Raw genomic sequence first — 17,520 nt, 5'->3', positions numbered from 1 at the left:
GCGATCGGGGGCGGGAATGACCGTTGACGGCGGTTACGCGGACTTCTTCGGACCGCAGGTTCCGCGTACGGACGACGGGGGGCAGACGGCCACCTTCGCGCTGGCCTCGGCCGCCTACCGGGACAACCCGATGGAGGAGATCAAGAAGGCCGACAACGAGTGGCACCAGACGACCGTCAACCCGGGCCGCTCCTGGGCCACGATCTTCCGCCCCAATCTGGGCGAGGCCTTCTCCCGCGCGGTGGCCGACCGCATGCTCGGCGGCGACCGCAAGCCGCTCATCCAGTCCTTCGGGGCCGAGCCGCAGGTGGTCGTGGAGCACTGCCTGGCGGCCAACGGCATCCGCAAGGCCCGTGACAACCGGCTGACCATGGTCAGCGTGCTGTGCGGTCTGCTGTTCCTGCCGGGCACGCTGGTCTGGCTGCTCGGCTTCCAGATCCGCACCACCGTCTCCAAGGCGGAGAACAAGCAGGCCGGGGCCCTGGGCACCGCCGTCCTGGTGGCGATCGCCGCCCTCGCGGTGCTGTTCCTGCTCAAGATGCCGTTCTCCGGCTTCTGGGCCTGGTACGCGCGTGCGGCCGTCGTGATGCCCGTCGTCGGATGGTTCTGGGCCAAACGGATCTGCGAGAGGACGGCCAGGGACCTGCGGGAGCGCTGGGACGGTCTGCTGTCCGGCAGCGGCGTCGGCGCCAAGGTGCCCGAGGCGGTGCCCACCAACCCGAACGAGACGGCGGCCGAGCAGCTGCGCCAGTCGCTGGCCAAGCTCGGCGCCGAGCAGCAGTCCAACTCCGTCTTCTACGCCGGCCCCAAGGGCATCCTCGGCATGGGCACGCGGTGGGGCAGCTGGCAGCTCGCCGAGGAGCTGGTGCCGGCCGACCCGACCCGGGAGATCCACCCGTTCCGCAGCTGGGACGTCATACGGTCCATCCACGACCAGTTGCGCATGCTGGAGCGCGGCCCGCTGAACACCGGCGGCTTCACGAAGCCGTCGATACGGCACTGGATCGTCACGCCGATCGGGGAGAAGGCCACGGCGGTGTCCCGTCCGGAGGGCACGGACGTCGAGGCCTACCAGGTCAAGCCGCACGCGATCCAGGACATCTGCAACAAGCAGCAGTTCGGGGCCGGCGACCGGCACTACCTGGGCGTCCAGTGGACGCTGTGGGACGGCCAGCTGGTCATCACGATGCTGATCACGGTGACCGTGCTGCACTCGACGCTGCGCATCGAGGTCACCGGGCACGCCCTGGGTCCGGTCAACCCGCTCTTCACGACCAAGCCGGAGGCCCCGTCCAAGGAGGTCGCCAAGTCGTTCAAGCCGTGGGAGACACGCAAGGTGATGCTCCCGCTGGTCACCGCCAACGAGGTGGTACGGCTCGCCGTCCGCGCCCCGCTCACCTGGTACCCGCCCCTGCTGAACTGGCTCGGCGGCACGATCGGCCTGCCGGAGCCCTTCGGACTGCGGCACGCGTGGGCGGACCAGCCGTGGCGGCACCGCTTCATGGCCGACGACGCGCTGCGGGCGGCCACACCGGTGCTGCGGGTGGTGCACTCGGCGGCGATCCGGGTGCTGGAGGAGAACGGCGTGGACACGGAGAAGTTCGGCGCGCGGTCGTCGTTCCTCAGCACGGCGGTGCAGGATCCGTCGCCGCGGAAGGCCGACGTCTACGACGCGTAGACCTCCGGCGGTTCAGCCGGGGCGTGCGGGCACGTCGCTGGGGGCTGCGCCCCCAGACCCCCTTCGGCCTGAACGGCCTCGTCCTCGAACGCCGGACGGGCTGACGGGTGCGGCGCGGGCCCTACGTCAGCCCGTCGGCCAGGCCTCCGCCAGCATCTTCCGCGTGTCTCCCAGCAGCTGCGGCAGCACCTTGGTGTGGCCGACGACCGGCATGAAGTTCGTGTCGCCGCCCCAGCGGGGCACGATGTGCTGGTGCAGGTGCGCGGCGATGCCCGCGCCGGCCACCGAGCCCTGGTTCATGCCGATGTTGAACCCGTGGGCGCCGGAGGCGGCCCGCAGGGCCGTCATCGCCTGCTTGGTCAGCAGTGCCAGCTCGGCCGTCTCCGCGTCGGTCAGGTCGGTGTAGTCGGCGACGTGCCGGTACGGCACCGTCATCAGGTGGCCGCCGTTGTACGGGTACAGGTTGAGCACCGCGTAGACGTGCTCGCCGCGCCGGACGACGAGCCCGTCCTCGTCGGACTTGGCCGGGATCGAGCAGAAGGGACAGCCGTCGTCGGCGCCGGGGCCGCTGGGCTTGTTCTCGCCCTGGATGTAGGCCATCCGGTGGGGCGTCCACAGGCGCTGGAACGCGTCCTGCGTCCCCACTCCGATCTGCTGCTCCGGCTCACTCGTCATGCGTGCAGCATATGGCGTTACCGGGAGGCCGCGGAAAAGGCCCCCGGGATCGCTCCCGGGGGCCCTGGGTCCGTCCGTACGGTCAGACCTGCGCCCGCTCCTCGACGACCTTCGCGATCTTCGCGATGGCCTCCTCGACGGGGATGCCGTTCTCCTGCGAGCCGTCGCGGTAGCGGAAGGAGACGGCGCCGTTGGCCATGTCCTCGTCACCGGCGATGACCATGAAGGGCACCTTCTGCTTCTGGGCGTTGCGGATCTTCTTCTGCATGCGGTCGGAGGAGGAGTCGACCTCGACGCGCAGGCCCTGCCGCTTCGCGGCCGCGGCGAACTTCTCCAGGTACTCGACGTGCGCGTCGCCGATCGGGATGCCGATCGCCTGGACCGGGGCCAGCCAGGCCGGGAAGGCACCCGCGTAGTGCTCGAGGAGCACCGCGAAGAAGCGCTCGATGGAGCCGAACAGCGCACGGTGGATCATGACCGGGCGGGTCTTGGTGCCGTCCGCGCCCGTGTACTCCAGGTTGAAGCGCTCCGGCAGGTTGAAGTCGAGCTGGATGGTCGACATCTGCCAGGTGCGGCCGATGGCGTCCTTGGCCTGGACGGAGATCTTCGGGCCGTAGAAGGCGGCACCGCCCGGGTCCGGGACCAGCGGGAGGCCCTGCTTCTCGGCGACCTGACGCAGCGTCTCGGTGGCCTCTTCCCAGGCCTCGTCGGAACCGACGAACTTCTCCGGGTCCTTCGTGGACAGCTCCAGGTAGAAGTCGGTCAGGCCGTAGTCGCGCAGCAGGTTCAGCACGAAGGTGAGCGTCTTGTCGAGCTCCTCCGACATCTGCTCGCGGGTGCAGTAGATGTGCGCGTCGTCCTGGGTGAAGCCGCGGGCCCGCGTGAGGCCGTGCACGACGCCCGACTTCTCGTACCGGTACACGGTCCCGAACTCGAACAGGCGCAGCGGCAGCTCGCGGTAGGAGCGGCCGCGCGCGTCGAAGATCAGGTTGTGCATCGGGCAGTTCATGGGCTTGAGGTAGTAGTCCACGCCCTCGTCGAGCTGCATGGGCGGGTACATGCCGTCGGCGTACCAGTCCAGGTGGCCCGAGGTCTCGAAGAGCTTCCCCTTCGTCGCGTGCGGGGTGTAGACGAACTCGTAGCCCTCTTCCTCGTGGCGGCGCCGCGAGTAGTCCTCCATGACCCGGCGGACGATGCCGCCCTTGGGGTGGAAGACGGCGAGGCCCGAGCCGATCTGCTCCGGGATGGAGAACAGGTCCAGCTCGCTGCCGAGCTTGCGGTGGTCGCGCTTCTCGGCCTCGGCGAGGAACTCCAGGTGCGCCTTCAGCTCCTCCTTGGAGGGCCAGGCGGTGCCGTAGATGCGCTGGAGCATCGGGTTCTTCTCGCTGCCGCGCCAGTAGGCGGCGGCGTTGCGCATGAGCTTGAACGCCGGGATGTTCCTGGTGGTGGGCAGGTGGGGACCGCGGCAGAGGTCCTTCCAGCACAGCTCGCCGGTCTTGGCGTCCAGGTTGTCGTAGATCGTCAGCTCGCCGGCGCCGACCTCGACGTCCGCGCCGTCGTCGTGCGAGGCGGAGCCCTTGAGGCCGATCAGCTCCAGCTTGTACGGCTCGTCGGCGAGCTCCTCGCGGGCGGCCTCGTCGGTGACCACACGGCGGGAGAAGCGCTGGCCGCGCTTCTGGATCTCCTGCATCTTCTTCTCGATGGCCTTGAGGTCATCGGGGTGGAAGGGCTTCTCGACGTCGAAGTCGTAGTAGAAGCCGTCCTTGACGGGCGGGCCGATGCCGAGCTTGGCCTCGGGGAACAGCTCCTGCACGGCCTGCGCCATGACGTGCGCGGTGGAGTGGCGCAGGATGGCGAGGCCGTCCTCGGAGGAGATCTCGACGCCCTCGACGGTCTCGCCGTCCTTCACTTCGTACGCGAGGTCCTTGAGCTCGCCGCCGACGCGGGCGGCGACGATCGAGCGCTCGCCGGCGAAGAGCTCGGCGGCCGTAGTGCCCGTAGTCACCACGCGTTCGTCCCGCTCGGAATCGCGTTGGATGATCACACGGACGTCTGACACCGGTCTCTCCTGACTGAAGGTGGGGCGGCGGCGCCATACCGGAGCGCACGCATGAGGGCGATCGTACCGACCCGGGCCCACCTCGGTCGAAGTCACTCCCCGCCGCAGGCCTCCCCGAAGACGTCCAGGTTCTCGTGGAGGGCCTTCAGCAGGCGGTCCCGCTCGGCCTCGTCGACCTGCACGGGGGCGACCTCGCAGGCGCCGGTGAGGCGACGGAACCCGCCCCGGCTCTCCAGCCGCCCCAGCACGCGCACGGGCAGCCCGACCAGGTGCGCGTGCCCGGCGATCCGGTACGCCTCCTCGTCCAGGGTGATCCGCACGTGCGGGACGTCGGCCCCGGCGAGCACCCGCAGCCGTACGGTACCGGCGCCGCGCGGCCCGGTCCGGCGCATCCGCACGACCGTGCCGGTGAGCCGCACGGGCACGGAGGGCTCCGCGCGCAGATAGCGGGCGCCGGCCTCGCGCAGGGCGGGCAGGTCGCCGGGCGAGAACTCGACGGGTTCGGCGGGGGCGGCGCAGCCCTCGGGGACCCCGGCGGCGGGTGCCCACGCGACGGCGACGCGGGCGCCCTCCGTACCGCGGACGAGGGCGACGAGCGCCTCGGTGAGTTCGTGGCTGACGCCCGCCGCGACGGCGCTGTCGAAGGCGTCCATGGCACCGGTGGCCCGCCGGTAGTCGACGGCCTCGCGGGCGGCGAAGAGGGCCTGGTGGAGGTGGACGGCGAGGGGGCGGCCGCTGGTGACGGGCACGAAGGCCGTGAGGCGGCGGCCGTCGGTGGCGGGGCCGACCAGGACGTTCGCCAGGGACGCGGCGGCGGCGCGGCGGTGCCGGGCACCGTGGTAGCCGGCCCGCGCACGGGTGGCGAGGGCGCCGGCGAGCAGCACGCGCCGGGCGGCGGAGCGCAGTTGCTCCTCCACCGTCCAGGGCGCGGTGCCGGCGGGGCCGGTCGGCAGGTCGCGCCACCAGCGGATCTCGTCGCTGGGCACGGAGAGGGAGACGAGGATCTCGCGGGCGGAGGGCGTGCCGCTGCGGGACAGGGCGAGCAGCGCCTCGCCGAGGAGGTCGTCGCTGTCGGGGAAGGCGCGGCTGTCGGGCACCAGCAGACTGGTGGCGCCGCCGCCGGGGCCGGGCGGGGTCCAGCGGCCGTAGCGGCCGGGGGCGCCGCCGCGCCGGTGCCAGCCGTGCCGGTGCAGGAGCGCGGCGAGCACGGCCGGGTCGACGGCGGCGGGCTCGGGCGTGCCCCCGTCCCAGGCGGTGCCGCCGGCGTCGGCGGGATGCTGCCGCACGGGGCGCAGGGGCTCGCGGATGGGGCGGTGCGTCATGGTTTCCCTCCCGTCCCGACCCGCGTCATGATCTCGCACAGCGCCCGGTCGTCGAAGACCCGCGCGGTCGGTATCCGCACGGTGGTGCGCCGCCGGCCCGTGATCGGGTGTCCGGCGAGGTTGGTCCAGTAGCAGCAGTGCCTGAGGTCCAGCCGGTCGTGGCCGGCGCGCAGCCACTGGTCCCGGGACCGGGGGACGATCATCACGACCAGGATCTTGTGCACCGACACCGGGGTGCGGGCGAGCTTCGCCAGGTGGTCGTTGTCGAGGGTGAACGAGAAGAAGCGGCCCGGCGGGCTCGGCGGGATCTGGTAGGTCGCCTTGAGCTGCACCTTGATGGTGACCTCGTCGTCGACGATGTGGCCGGGCGCGCTGTGACTGACGTGCCAGTCGATGCCGTTGTCCGGAAAGGGCTGGGACAACGAGCAGCCAGCCGCGGCGGCGACCGCGTGCAGATAGCCGACCTGCAGGGTCTCCATGCAGGCGGTGGTGGCGAGGGACCCGCGAGTGGGCGCCGTGCGCTCGGGCAGCAGCCCGCCCCGTTCGGGCTGCGCTATGGCCATGGCCAACAGCCTTCCAGAACTGGTGTAACCACGCTGCGGGTCGCTGAACTGCAAAGACCCGTACTCCTGTTGTGTCCTTCCGGCGTACGTCGCAAACAGCCCGGGTATCACCGAACCGGGACAGAAGACGGCGCGTCAGCTGCCGTGTTTGGACGAGGAGTTGAGTGCCCTATGACGTGCTGGTTCGAGGGGCCGCTGGCCGCCTTCGACACGGAGACCACGGGTGTGGACGTCGAGACCGACCGGATCGTGTCGGCGGCCCTGGTCGTCCAGGACGCCCCGGGACTCAGGCCCCGGGTCACCCGCTGGCTGGTGAACCCGGGTGTGCCGGTGCCCGAGGCGGCGACGGCGGTGCACGGGCTGACCGAGGAGCACCTGCAGCGCAACGGACGCTGGCCGGCGCCGGTGATGTACGAGATAGCCGAGGCGCTGGGCGAGCAGGCCCGGGCGGGCCGGCCGCTCGTGGTGATGAACGCGCCGTTCGATCTCACGCTGCTGGACCGGGAGTTGCGCCGCCACCGGGCCTCGTCGCTGGCCGCGCGGCTGGAGCGGACGCCGCTGTACGTCCTCGACCCGCGCGTGCTCGACAAACACCTGGACCGCTACCGCAAGGGCCGCCGCACCCTCACCGACCTGTGCGCGCACTACGGCGTCGAGCTGGAGGGCGCGCACGACGCGGCGGCCGACGCGCAGGCCGCGCTGGGGGTCGTCCGGGCGGTGGGGCGCCGCTTCCAGTCGCGGCTGGAGCGCCTCTCCCCCGCCGAGCTGCACACGCTCCAGGCGGTGTGGCACGCGGGGCAGGCGCGGGGACTCCAGGCGTGGTTCGCGCTCAACGGGACCGAGGAGGCCGTGGACCCGGCCTGGCCCCTGCGTCCGGACCTGCCGGCGGCGGCGTGACCTGGCATCTCCGGCCCGGGACGACGCCGGGACCGGGGGTGCGGGTGGCGTAGCCCCCACAACGCGCGGCGAAGCCGCGCAGAAACGAAGAGAGCGACGTGGTCCGCTTAGTTTGCGGACACACGTCGCTCTCGCGAGCGTGGGCGATACTGGGTTCGAACCAGTGACCTCTTCGGTGTGAACGAAGCGCTCTCCCACTGAGCTAATCGCCCGGGAACGCACTGAACAATACAGGTCCGGGCACGCTCTCTTCAAACCGTGTTCAGGCGGGCCGCCAGTCCGCGTCGCCCCGCCCGCATCATCAGCCGGTGGTTGGCCCGGAACAGGGGCCGTCCCGGCACGGCGAGGCGGCGCAGCAGCGGCTTGCGGACGTCGACCTCCTGGTCGTAGCGGACGCTGCTGCCGCCGGTGCCGTCGGGGGCGACCGTCCAGCGGGCCCGGCCCTCGATGTCGCCGGACAGGGAGACCTCCAGCACGCCCGCCGCCGGGTCGCGGCTCAGTTCCCGCACGGTCTGGGTCAGGTCGTACGGGAGGAGGGAGCGGATCCGGACGATCCCGCTGGTGGCGTCGAGGCGGGTGACCTCGCGCACCTGGGGCCACCAGCGGGGGTAGTCCTCGATCCGTTCCAGCTCGCGGTAGACGGCGGCTGCGGGTGCGGGCAGGGCCCACAGGCTGCGGAAGACGTAATGGTTCCAGTCCACCCGTGGAGTGTGCCCGGGTCCGCGTCCGTCACATGCGGGCTACGGCATCCTGTCCCCCAGGAGTGCGAGGTTCTCGATGGCGGCGAGGCCGTAGAGGGCGGTGTCGTTGGTGGACACCCAGCTCGCCTCGCTGCCCGGCACCAGCGTGACGGGGCCGCTCAGCTTCTCCGTCGTCCAGGGTGCCGACTCCTTGTAGCCGTCGGAGTTGTAGAACTTGTCCCAGGCCCGCCTGGCCAGCTTGTCGTCCCCGGTCCGGACGGCCGCGTAGGCGTCGAGGCGGGAGTGGCCCTGGAAGAGGATCAGGCTGCCGAAGTTGCTGCCGTAGCGGGCCGCCTGTTCGGTCTTGGAGGCGTTGAAGTAGCGGCAGTAGTCGTAGTACGCCTCGTTGAACTTCGGCATGTCCACCAGGTCGATCAGCTCGGCGCAGAGTTCGCCCAGGCCGAAGACCGCCGAGAGGTGCGAGACGGAGACCACCGGCTGCTCGGCGATGGCGAACTTCCCGGTGTCCAGGTCGTACAGGCCGCTGCCCTGCACGAATCCGTTGGGCTGGGCCGCGATGGTCTCCATGGTGGACAGCACGCGGGCCCTGGCCTTCTCCCACTGGGGGCCCTTGCGTTCCCACTCGGTCAGCCAGGCCGAGACCAGACCGCTCCAGTCGGTGCCGAAGCCGATCGACAGGGCGTGCGGGTCGGGCGTGTAGTCCGGGTCGGGGCGGACCTTGCGCTGCGGGTCGAGGACGAGGAAGGTCTCGTCGGAGTCGACGTTGGCCCGCATGAGGTCGCCGACGCGTTCGTCGGCGGTGAGGAAGTAGTAGAAGCGGCGGTAGGTGGTGTTGGCGATGCGCTGCTGCTTGGCGCTGTCGGCGTAGTGCTGGATGCCGTGCCGGGTGCCGAGGCCCGCCCACTTGCCCAGGTGATAGACGTCGACCTCGCCGGTGTGCCGGGTCATGGCCTCGGCGAAGCGGAAGATGTCGGCGCGGCCGGAGCGCAGGTAGGCGTACCAGAGCCACAGGTCCGGGGAGAGCTCGGAGTTGTCCCAGGCGTAGCCGCCCACGTCGTAGCGCCAGACGTGCCGGGCCGTGTCGTAGGTGTGCATGATGTCGCCGTAGTCCCAGAAGCCGTACCAGCGGCGCTGCTCCACCTGGTCCTTGTAGTAGGTGAAGAGGAAGTCGAGGTGGTCCTCGATCTTGGCCTTGGCGGGGGTGGAGCGGTCGGGTTCGGCATACAGGCCCTTGCCGAAGACGCCCGCCTTGATGAGCTGCTTCGGCGGCGCGGCGAGCTGCGGGAGCACCCGTACGGCCTCGACCTGTTCGGCGAGTGTCTCGGCGCTCGGGGTGGCGGCGTTGGCCCAGAAGAGCAGCTCCGAGGTGCGGGCGATGCCGTAGGGGGTGCCGAAGCCGGGCTCGTAGTCCTCGTAGGTGATGTTGAGGCCTTCGAGCTGCTCGGCGTAGGTGTCCTGGCCCATACCGTCGTGGTAGAAGCGCAGGTCCATGGGCTGGGCCTCGGGCGACCAGAGCCAGAGGGTGACCTCGGCGTGGTCGGTGTGGGCGTCGCGGATGTCGAGCTGGGCGGGGTACTTCTCCCAGAAGTCGCGCAGGCCGAAGGAGAGTCCGCCGCTCACCCCGCCGACGTAGCCGAAGCCGGAGGCGCGCCGGCCGCCGCCGGCGCCGATCCAGCCGTGGCCCTTCTTGGTGCGCTTGCGCAGGGTGAAGCCGTCGGCGGAGAGCTGGGAGAGGGTGTAGTCGCCCCACTCGGGGATGTACCGGAGGCGGGTGGTGACCCGCTGGTCCCACGTGGACGGGTCGGGCAGCTTCTCGCCGGCGAACTGCGCGGCCTGCACGGCCGCTCCCGGGTCGCGGCGCAGTCCGGTGATGCCCTTGACTGCCTCGCGCAGCAGGCCGGTGCCCTCCCCGCCGATGCGGATGTGGCGGTCGTAGGGCTCGTCGCGCATCGGCACGGTGAAGCGGACGCCGAGACCGCGGACGAAGTCGCCGCTCGCCTTGCCGGGCTCCTGGGTCCCGTCGAACGTGATCGTGTGCACCATGCGGAAGGAGTCGGCGCCCGCGTAGAAGTAGAGGCGGATGGAGAAGGGCAGCCGGCCGCGGTCGCCCTTGCGGTGCTTGCCGTCGATGCGGACCACCGCGCGGACCGGGCCCTCCTGCTCGACCTCGACCTTGTCGACGGCGCCGTCGAAGCGTTCGTACTTCACGGTGCCCTGGTCGCCGTCCTCGATCTCGGGCTGGCGCAGCAGGACGAGACGGCCGTTCTTCGCGATCTCGGTGGAGCCTCTGGTGACCGATTTGATCAGCGTGGCGCCGGACGTGCCGATCCTGGCGGTGATGACGCCGGTCGATATGTCGATGGTGCCGCCGCGCCGGTGGACGGTGACCTTCCTGGCGGGTGCGGCGGGGGCGCCGGCGGTCAGGGTGAGCGCGCCGTCGCCCGAGCCGACCGCGTGCGCCGTCCACTTGAGGGAGCCGTCCGGCCAGTACGCGAGGGGCCAGGACTGCACGGGTACGGCCTTGCCGTCCGCGTCCGTCACGGCGAACGACTGGTCCTCCTGGTAGGTGCCCCTGGGCCAGGGGACGCCGACGGTGGAGCCGGGGGCGGCACCCAGGCCGCCGTCCTCCAGCCAGGTCAGGGTGACGGGGCTGTCGTCGGCGGTCGCGGCGGCGGGCGCGGCCTGGGCGTTCCTGGCGCCGAGGGCCCAGCTGAACTGGGCGGCGGCGCCGGCGACGGCGGCCGCCTTGAGGAGGGACCTGCGGGGGATGGGGGACATGGCCTTTCCTTTCCGTTCCGTGCACCAGCACGGGATGTCAAGGGCATGACAGATAGAGGTGCGGCGCCGGGCGCCGACCTCGGTACGGGGAGACACCGCTCGTCAGCGGTGCCGGTAACGCTCCTCCACGGCGACGGCCGCCGCCGCGACGGCGCCCAGCACGGCGACCGCGAGCGGCGCGCTGAACCAGGCGGAACAGACCACCAGGGCCAGCCCGCCGACGATCAGGAAGGAGCCGGCGGGATCGAGTACGGTACGGCGGCCGGCCTCGGCGAGCAGGGACCGCCAGGAGGCGCCGGGCCGCCAGGCCGCCGCCGCGCGCAGCCCGGCCACGGCCGCGCCGATCAGGGCGAGCACCCCGACGGCGCCCACGAAGGGGCCGCCCGGCAGACCGTTCCGTACGGCCTGCACGTCCACCCACACCGCGGCCAGGGCCGCCCACCCGGCGAGCCCGACGAGCCACCCCCGGCCGAGGGCCGCCCGGAAGTCGGCCGCGAACTCGCGCAGACCGCCCTGCTCGTGGGCGAGCCGGCGCCCGAGGTGCCGCGCGCCGGCCGCGAACGCGGCGGGGTAGGTGACCAGCGGCAGCGAGGCCACCGCGATCCACACCCCGGTCAGCAGGCACTCGGCGAACAGCGCGAACCGCTCGGCGAGCCGTGACTCCCCGCGTTCCGCACGGGCCTTCGCGCGCAGCTCGGTCATGACGGGATCACCTCAGCCCTTCAGACCGGACGTCGCCATGCCGTCGATCAGGTAGCGCTGGAAGGCCAGGAAGAACGCGAGGACGGGCAGCAGGGCGACGAGCGACATGGCGATCATGCCGCCGTAGTTGGCCAGCCCTTCCTGGTCCACGAACATCTTCAGGCCGAGGGAGACGGTGTACTTGCCGGGCTCGTTGAGGTAGATCAGCGGGCCCATGAAGTCGTTCCAGGAGTTGATGAAGGTGAAGATCGCGCTGGTGATCAGCGCCGGGCGGCACAGCGGCAGCACGATCGACCAGTAGATGCGGAAGTGCCCGCAGCCGTCGAGCCGGGCCGCCTCGTCCAGTTCCCTGGGCAGGTTGCGCATGAACTGCACCATCAGGAAGACGAAGAACGCCTCCGTGGCGAGGTACTTGCCCAGCAGCAGCGGCGTGTACGTGTTGATCAGGCCCATGTTGCGGAACAGCACGTACTGCGGGATCAGCAGCACGTGGTACGGCAGCAGCAGCGTGCCGATCATCAGGGTGAAGAGCAGGTTGCGGCCCGCGAACCTGATCTTCGCGAAGGCGTACGCCGTGAGCGAGCAGGACACCAGGATCCCGACCACCGAGCCGACCGCGAGGAAGAGGGAGTTGAAGAAGAACGTGGAGATCGGGATGTCCGCGATGCCGTCGGCGAGGCTCGTGTAGTTGGAGACGACCGGGTCGCCCGGGAAGAGGTCCAGGCTGCCGACGATGTCCTCGCTCTTCTTGAACGAGCCGCCGATGACCCAGATCACCGGGTAGAGGATCACCGCGAGGATCGCCAGCGACCCGATGTGCCAGGCGAGCGAGCCCGGCAGTCTGCGCCGCAGCGCTCCCGTCCTGGACGGGGCCGGCGTGACGTCGGTGGCCTGCGCGCTCATCGGCCGCCCTCCTCGTAGTGCACCCAGCGCTTCTGGGACCAGAACAGCACCGCCGTCACCAGGGCGACCGCGACGAGCAGCATCCACGCCATGGCGGAGGCCAGGCCCATACGGCTGTTCTCGAATCCCTGGACGTACAGGTAGCAGGTGTAGACCATCGATCCGTCGGCCGGACCGCAGGCGTTGCCTCCGGCGCCGCCGCCGACGATGTACGCCGAGCTGAAGATCTGGAACGAGTGGATCGTCTCCAGCAGGACGTTGAAGAAGAGGACCGGGGAGATCATCGGCAGGGTGATGTTCCAGAACTGCCGCAGCTTGCCCGCCCCGTCCACGTCGGCCGCCTCGTACAGCTCGCGCGGCACCTGCTTGAGGCCGGCCAGGAAGATGACCATGGGGGCGCCGAACTGCCAGACGGTGAGTGCCACCAGGCTGTAGATGATCAGGTCCGGGTCACCGGTCCAGCCGCCGACGTCGATCCCGAAGAACCGCTGGGTGCGGTCGACGGCCGCGTCGTCCGAGAAGATCGCCTTCCACACGATGGCGATGGACACGCTCGCGCCGATCAGCGACGGGGCGTAGAAGGCGGCCCGGTAGAAGGCCTGCCCGCGCCGCTTCTGCGCCAGCAGCAGCGCGACGCCGAGGGCGGCGATCAGCTTGATCGGCGTGCCGGCGACGACGTACCAGAGCGTGACCTGCACCGAGTGGCGCCAGCGGGGGTCGCCGAACATCTCGGAGAAGTTGTCCAGACCGATCCACCGGGGCGCGTCGAACAGGTCGTAGTCGGTGAACGCGAAGTACAGGGAGGCCACCATCGGTCCCGCTGTCAGCAGCAGGAAACCGGCGATCCAGGGGGACATGAAGAGGTAGCCGGCCAGGTTGTCCCGGCGCCGCCGCCGCTTCAGGGCGGCGGGGCGCGGGGTCTTCACCGGACCGTGCCGAGGCTCGGAGTCCCGGGTCAGGTCCTCCGTCGCGGGGGCGTGTGTCACGGCGGTTCCCATCAGCCGGCGAGAGCCGTCTTCGACTCGTTGAAGAACTGCTCGACCGCGTCGTCCACGGACCGCTTGCCCAGCGCCATCTCCTCGGCGATGCGCAGGAACGCGGCCTCGCAGACGTCGGCACCGGCGGGGTGCGGGGTGATGGGCTCCAGGACGCCCGACTTCACGAGGGACTCCTCGTAGGCGGCGATCGCCTTGTTGACCGGGTCGGTCGGCCGGTACGCGTCGTACTGCACCTGGGTCGGGGGGACACCACGGTCGTAGCCCATGATCTTGGCGACCTCGGGGTCGTGGACCATGAAGTCGATGAACTGGGCGACTTCCTTCGGGTGCTGGGTGCGCTTGGAGGCGCTGAGCATCAGGGAGCCGAGGTACTGACCGGTCTTCTTGCCGTCCGTGGTGGGGATGGGCGCGAGACCGTACTCGCTCTTGCCCTCCGAGGTGTAGCGGACGGTGAAGTTGTCCCAGGTGAATTCGCTGCCGGCCAGTTCGGCGGAGAGCGCCGACTTGGGCTTGACCTGGACGACCTTCTTGGCGTCGGCGAACAGCCCCGACTTCACGCCCTTCTCCGCCTTGGTCCACCACCGGGTCAGGTCCGCCTCGGTGAAGCCGAGTCCGTCCTCCGTGAAGAATGCCTTGCCGTTCTGGCGCAGGTACAGGTCGTAGAGGTACATGACGCCGTACATTCCGCTGTCCCCGGCCCGGCCGGTCCTGTCGCGGATCTTCGTCATCGCGTCGTCGAAGTCGTCCCAGGTCCAGCCCAGCTCGGGCTTGACGCCGGCCCGGGTGTAGACGGGCTTGTCGATGACCAGGGCCATCGAGTTCGAACCGACGGGCACACCGAGGAGCTTGCCGTCGACCTCTCCGAACTTCTCCAGGCCGGCCCGGAATCCCTCCATGGAGAGGTTGCCGGCCTCGACCTGCTCACTCAGGTCGAGCAGGACATTCTTCGCGTCGTATTTGCGCAGAAATCCGATGGCATTCTGGAAGACGTCCGGTGGATTTCCGCCGGAGGCCTGGGTGTTGAACTTCTTCCAGAAGTCGGTGTACTGCTGGAAGTCGGTCTTGACCTTGATCTTCGGATACTTCTTCTCGAAGAGCGCGATGGTCCTGTTGATGCGCTCGGCCCGGTCCTCGGCACCCCACCAGGAGTAACGGATCGTCACCGTTCCGTCTCCCGCGCCGCTGCCGCCACCGCACGCGGTGGCCGTGGCACCCAGTCCGGCGACGGCCAGCGAGGCCCCCGCCGCCTTGAGGATCGTCCGCCTCTCCACATTCCCGTGCTGCTGCATATGAGCCTCCCCGCGCTGGTGCGTCGCTCCATGAATCGTTTCAAGTAAGCGCTTGCTGGCACAAGGTACGGAGGGCCCGGGGGCACGTCAATGATTCGGACAGGAATTGATGGCGCCCGGGAACGGATGACGGTCGGGGCGGCCGCGACCTTCGGGCGCGACACGGAGGGAAATCCGCAGGTCGACGCTGTGTGGCCGACCGGCCGAACATCGGCGGCTCCGGCGGGGACCGCACCGCGGAAGGTCACGGTTGGATGAAGGCGGGCCGAAGCGGAACGGCCGGGCCGACCGGTCGCGTGCGCGCGACGACCGCCCAGCCGGGCCCGCGCACCGGCCGGGCACGCGCACGACGAAGCGGCCCGGCTCACGATCGGTGAGCCGGGCCGCCTGATGATCCGGTGGGCGATACTGGGTTCGAACCAGTGACCTCTTCGGTGTGAACGAAGCGCTCTCCCACTGAGCTAATCGCCCGGACGCAGGAAGAACATTACCCCATGTCAGGGGGTGCCCGTGACCAGCGGGGGCCGGGCGGCCGCGCCCCCGCCGCGGATCACTGGTCCTTGATCTTCCAGGGCATCTGCAGACCGAACTTCCACAGGTAGATGCCGGCCAGCACGCCGATGATCACCACCCCGATCGAGGTCAGGATGATGTTCCGGCGCCGCACCTTGGGATCGAGCGCACGCTGTGCCGCCTCGGTGACCTTGCGCTTGGTCCAGCGCAGCACCAGCTGGGCCCACACGAACTCGGTCGCCCAGATAGCCATGCCGCCGAAGATCACGACCCAGCCGGGGCCGGGCAGCGGCAGCATGATGATGCCGGCCACGACCACCGCGAGCCCCACGACGAAGACGCCGACCTGCCAGCTGACGTGCAGGGCACGGCGCGCTTTGATGAATTCCGGTGCCCGCGACCCGAGCGCACGCTGCTCCGCCGCGCCGTCCGTCCCCGATCGGTCCTGCGCCACGGCAGCCTCGCCGGGTTTGTTACTCCCCGTGTTCATACGGCCAAACACTACCGGAGCGAAACCTGTCACCGGAATGGGCGCACGGCGCGAACGATCTTTCGGCCGGAAGAGTTACGTAAACACACGCAAAACACTCAGAGGGGTTTACAACGGCACCGTAGGTGGCATGTCGATTTCGCCGACGTGCGAATCCCCGAGCGCACACTGAGCGAAAGGCCCTGGCGCTTATGAACACCACGGTCAGCTGCGAGCTGCACCTGCGCCTCGTTGTGTCGAGCGAGTCCTCCCTGCCTGTCCCCGCAGGCCTGCGGTACGACACGGCCGACCCCTACGCCGTGCACGCCACCTTCCACACCGGAGCCGAGGAAACCGTCGAGTGGGTGTTCGCCCGCGACCTCCTCGCCGAAGGCCTCCACCGCCCCACCGGCACGGGCGACGTCCGAGTCTGGCCGTCGCGCAGTCACGGTCAGGGCGTCGTGTGCATCGCCCTGAGCTCCCCGGAGGGCGAGGCACTGCTCGAGGCCCCGGCACGGGCTCTGGAGTCCTTCCTGAAGCGCACAGACGCCGCCGTGCCCCCCGGCACGGAACACCGGCACTTCGACCTCGACCAGGAGCTCTCGCACATCCTGGCGGAAAGCTAGGCGAGGCCCCGTGAAGCCGCCCGGCGCCGTCGACTCGGGGTGACGGCACGGGCCCGGACAACCGCATACGGCACACGCCGGCGTCGCCACCGCGGATCCCCGCGGGGCGGCGCCGGTGCGCTTGCGCGTCCCCTGCGGGCGCTGCGCGCGGCCAGGCGTGTGCCCGAGCTAGCGCGTAACCGGGGCGGCAAGGCTGGGGCGGGTGGGGCCACAGGGTCGCCGTGCGGCTGCCGCGGCAGAGCCGGGTGTCCGAGCCGGGGCAGAGGGGGCTCCGGCAGCAGGGACCCGGGAGGGGCCGAGGTGCGGGAACCCAGGGCGGGTCGGCCGCGTTGTATCGGCAACCGCGGGCCGGGCCGTGGGCGGAGCCGGTCCGGCTGCCGCGCAAGCCACTACCATCGGCCAGCATCGGCGGGCGCCCGCGCCCGACCCCCAGGCCAGGGAGCAGAACGTGCTGATCACCCACGACACCCGGTGCGCACTCGACACCGTGGTGGATCTGGTGAACACCGTGCCGGAGGACGACTCGGCACCGGACGGGCTGCCGGACGTCGCGGCCCTCGAGGATTTCGTGGGAACACACGAGATCAGCGATGTGGGCGTCCTCTCGGAACTGGACCTCGCGGCGGTGCGCAAGATCCGCGGACGGTTCGCGGCCGTCTTCGCCGCCCCGGAGCCCCGTGCCGCCGCCGGGCTGATCAACGAACTGGTCGCCGCCGCCGGGACCACCCCCCGGCTCACCGACCACGACGGCTACGACTGGCACATCCACTACTTCGCGCCCGGCGCCTCGGTCGCCGATCACCTGGCCGCCGACTGCGGGATGGCCCTGGCGTTCTTCGTGGTCGCCGGCGAGCAGGAGCGGCTGCGCCGCTGCGAGGCGCCCGACTGCCGGCGTGCCTTCGTCGATCTCTCCCGCAACCGCTCGCGGCGGTACTGCGACAGCCGTACGTGCGGGAACCGGCTGCACGTGGCCGCGTACCGGGCGCGGCGCAAGGAGGCCACGGGCTGACCACGGGCCGACACGGCCCCGGCGGGTGACGCCGGGGACCGCGGGTACGGCTCACAGCAACAGCAGGTCGTGCAACGCAGCCATGAGGATCAGACACCCGATCACCGCAAGGAAGATCATGAGCGGTGGCTGGGAAAGGGCGAAGAGGCAGCCGCGCGGTTCGTCCTGCGGTGGCGCGGTTTCGCTCTGTCTCGTGTCCAGCTGTGTGTCCAGCTGAGTCGGGTCCGGCATCTCGCCGCGATGATGACGCAGCGCGCCCGCCCGGCGCGATCAACACGCCCGTAAGGACCGGGTGCTCGTTGAATTCCGCACGGTCCGGTCCAGGTTGTGATCATTCC

16 protein-coding genes and 2 tRNA genes are annotated in these 17,520 nt (G+C 70.5%); 4 read left to right on the top strand and 14 right to left on the bottom strand.

Annotated features, from left to right (window positions below; genetic code table 11):
• The first annotated feature begins 16 nt into the window (after positions 1-16).
• The gene (locus IEZ05_RS15130) at positions 17-1,678 is read left to right on the top strand and encodes a hypothetical protein (RefSeq protein ID WP_189230607.1); all 1,662 of its coding nucleotides are present in this window, start codon (positions 17-19) and stop codon (positions 1,676-1,678) included.
• 126 nt (positions 1,679-1,804) lie between these two features.
• Here IEZ05_RS15130 and IEZ05_RS15125 read toward each other — a convergent pair whose 3' ends face one another.
• The 4 genes from IEZ05_RS15125 to IEZ05_RS15110 all read right to left on the bottom strand — a co-directional run bounded on the left by IEZ05_RS15125 (position 1,805) and on the right by IEZ05_RS15110 (position 6,297).
• Positions 1,805-2,353, bottom strand: coding sequence for an HIT family protein (locus IEZ05_RS15125; protein WP_189230606.1), 549 nt, complete (start codon positions 2,351-2,353; stop codon positions 1,805-1,807).
• A gap of 82 nt (positions 2,354-2,435) precedes the next feature.
• Positions 2,436-4,412 carry a threonine--tRNA ligase gene (gene thrS / locus IEZ05_RS15120; protein ID WP_189230605.1) on the bottom strand — a complete coding sequence of 659 codons (1,977 nt, stop codon included), beginning with the start codon at positions 4,410-4,412 and terminating at the stop codon, positions 2,436-2,438.
• Between the two features lie 92 nt (positions 4,413-4,504).
• Complete coding sequence (locus IEZ05_RS15115) at positions 4,505-5,734, bottom strand: hypothetical protein (protein WP_189230604.1); 1,230 nt, start codon at positions 5,732-5,734, stop codon at positions 4,505-4,507.
• Positions 5,731-6,297 (bottom strand): DUF4365 domain-containing protein, encoded by a 567-nt coding sequence (locus IEZ05_RS15110; RefSeq protein WP_189230603.1) that lies wholly within the window; start codon positions 6,295-6,297, stop codon positions 5,731-5,733. The genes IEZ05_RS15115 and IEZ05_RS15110 overlap by 4 nt, the downstream gene beginning before the upstream one ends.
• A 171-nt stretch (positions 6,298-6,468) precedes the next feature.
• On the opposite strand from IEZ05_RS15110, the gene IEZ05_RS15105 reads away from it, so the two are divergent.
• Positions 6,469-7,194: a 3'-5' exonuclease gene (locus IEZ05_RS15105; protein ID WP_189230602.1), complete on the top strand. Its 726-nt coding sequence runs from the start codon at positions 6,469-6,471 to the stop codon at positions 7,192-7,194.
• A 140-nt stretch (positions 7,195-7,334) separates the two neighbouring features.
• Here IEZ05_RS15105 and IEZ05_RS15100 read toward each other — a convergent pair.
• The 9 genes from IEZ05_RS15100 to IEZ05_RS15060 form a co-directional block, all read right to left on the bottom strand.
• Positions 7,335-7,406: transfer RNA gene (locus tag IEZ05_RS15100), tRNA-Val, on the bottom strand.
• Positions 7,407-7,445: 39 nt separating this feature from the next.
• A complete protein-coding gene (locus tag IEZ05_RS15095; protein ID WP_189230601.1) occupies positions 7,446-7,895 on the bottom strand; it encodes an SRPBCC family protein in 450 nt (149 codons plus the stop codon).
• 39 nt (positions 7,896-7,934) lie between these two features.
• Entirely contained in the window at positions 7,935-10,673 is a 2,739-nt protein-coding gene (locus IEZ05_RS15090) for an exo-rhamnogalacturonan lyase family protein (protein ID WP_189230600.1), read from the bottom strand.
• A gap of 102 nt (positions 10,674-10,775) precedes the next feature.
• The gene (locus IEZ05_RS15085) at positions 10,776-11,375 is read right to left on the bottom strand and encodes a hypothetical protein (RefSeq protein WP_189230599.1); all 600 of its coding nucleotides are present in this window, start codon (positions 11,373-11,375) and stop codon (positions 10,776-10,778) included.
• Between the two features lie 12 nt (positions 11,376-11,387).
• Positions 11,388-12,278 (bottom strand): carbohydrate ABC transporter permease, encoded by an 891-nt coding sequence (locus tag IEZ05_RS15080; protein ID WP_189230598.1) that lies wholly within the window; start codon positions 12,276-12,278, stop codon positions 11,388-11,390.
• On the bottom strand, positions 12,275-13,276 hold the full coding sequence (locus tag IEZ05_RS15075; protein WP_189230597.1) for a carbohydrate ABC transporter permease: 1,002 nt from the start codon (positions 13,274-13,276) through the stop codon (positions 12,275-12,277). The genes IEZ05_RS15080 and IEZ05_RS15075 overlap by 4 nt, the downstream gene beginning before the upstream one ends.
• Entirely contained in the window at positions 13,276-14,565 is a 1,290-nt protein-coding gene (locus IEZ05_RS15070; protein WP_189230596.1) for an ABC transporter substrate-binding protein, read from the bottom strand. The genes IEZ05_RS15075 and IEZ05_RS15070 overlap by 1 nt, the downstream gene beginning before the upstream one ends.
• A 399-nt stretch (positions 14,566-14,964) precedes the next feature.
• Positions 14,965-15,036: transfer RNA gene (locus IEZ05_RS15065), tRNA-Val, on the bottom strand.
• 79 nt (positions 15,037-15,115) lie between these two features.
• The gene (locus IEZ05_RS15060) at positions 15,116-15,568 is read right to left on the bottom strand and encodes a TIGR02611 family protein (RefSeq protein WP_189230595.1); all 453 of its coding nucleotides are present in this window, start codon (positions 15,566-15,568) and stop codon (positions 15,116-15,118) included.
• A gap of 191 nt (positions 15,569-15,759) precedes the next feature.
• Here IEZ05_RS15060 and IEZ05_RS15055 point away from each other — a divergent pair, with 191 nt between their 5' ends.
• Both IEZ05_RS15055 and IEZ05_RS15050 read left to right on the top strand, forming a co-directional pair.
• Positions 15,760-16,173 carry an SsgA family sporulation/cell division regulator gene (locus tag IEZ05_RS15055; protein ID WP_004002642.1) on the top strand — a complete coding sequence of 138 codons (414 nt, stop codon included), beginning with the start codon at positions 15,760-15,762 and terminating at the stop codon, positions 16,171-16,173.
• Between the two features lie 448 nt (positions 16,174-16,621).
• A complete protein-coding gene (locus IEZ05_RS15050; protein WP_189230594.1) occupies positions 16,622-17,182 on the top strand; it encodes a CGNR zinc finger domain-containing protein in 561 nt (186 codons plus the stop codon).
• A 51-nt stretch (positions 17,183-17,233) separates the two neighbouring features.
• Here the strand turns inward: IEZ05_RS15050 and IEZ05_RS15045 are convergent, their stop codons facing one another.
• Positions 17,234-17,413, bottom strand: a complete 180-nt coding sequence (locus IEZ05_RS15045) for a hypothetical protein (RefSeq protein ID WP_161168424.1) — start codon at positions 17,411-17,413, stop codon at positions 17,234-17,236.
• Positions 17,414-17,520 lie beyond the last annotated feature (107 nt).

This window comes from Streptomyces flaveolus (assembly GCF_014648815.1).
Taxonomy (GTDB): Bacteria; Actinomycetota; Actinomycetes; order Streptomycetales; family Streptomycetaceae; genus Streptomyces; species Streptomyces flaveolus.
This window is presented reverse-complemented; position numbering and strand designations above follow the sequence as displayed.

Coding starts and splice junctions, on each gene's coding strand:
- IEZ05_RS15130 (WP_189230607.1), top strand. CDS start 17: ATGACCGTTGACGGCGGTTACGCGGACTTCTTCGGACCGCAGGTTCCG.
- IEZ05_RS15125 (WP_189230606.1), bottom strand. CDS start 2,353: ATGACGAGTGAGCCGGAGCAGCAGATCGGAGTGGGGACGCAGGACGCG.
- IEZ05_RS15115 (WP_189230604.1), bottom strand. CDS start 5,734: ATGACGCACCGCCCCATCCGCGAGCCCCTGCGCCCCGTGCGGCAGCAT.
- IEZ05_RS15110 (WP_189230603.1), bottom strand. CDS start 6,297: ATGGCCATAGCGCAGCCCGAACGGGGCGGGCTGCTGCCCGAGCGCACG.
- IEZ05_RS15105 (WP_189230602.1), top strand. CDS start 6,469: ATGACGTGCTGGTTCGAGGGGCCGCTGGCCGCCTTCGACACGGAGACC.
- IEZ05_RS15090 (WP_189230600.1), bottom strand. CDS start 10,673: ATGTCCCCCATCCCCCGCAGGTCCCTCCTCAAGGCGGCCGCCGTCGCC.
- IEZ05_RS15085 (WP_189230599.1), bottom strand. CDS start 11,375: ATGACCGAGCTGCGCGCGAAGGCCCGTGCGGAACGCGGGGAGTCACGG.
- IEZ05_RS15080 (WP_189230598.1), bottom strand. CDS start 12,278: ATGAGCGCGCAGGCCACCGACGTCACGCCGGCCCCGTCCAGGACGGGA.
- IEZ05_RS15075 (WP_189230597.1), bottom strand. CDS start 13,276: ATGGGAACCGCCGTGACACACGCCCCCGCGACGGAGGACCTGACCCGG.
- IEZ05_RS15070 (WP_189230596.1), bottom strand. CDS start 14,565: ATGCAGCAGCACGGGAATGTGGAGAGGCGGACGATCCTCAAGGCGGCG.
- IEZ05_RS15060 (WP_189230595.1), bottom strand. CDS start 15,568: ATGAACACGGGGAGTAACAAACCCGGCGAGGCTGCCGTGGCGCAGGAC.
- IEZ05_RS15055 (WP_004002642.1), top strand. CDS start 15,760: ATGAACACCACGGTCAGCTGCGAGCTGCACCTGCGCCTCGTTGTGTCG.
- IEZ05_RS15045 (WP_161168424.1), bottom strand. CDS start 17,413: ATGCCGGACCCGACTCAGCTGGACACACAGCTGGACACGAGACAGAGC.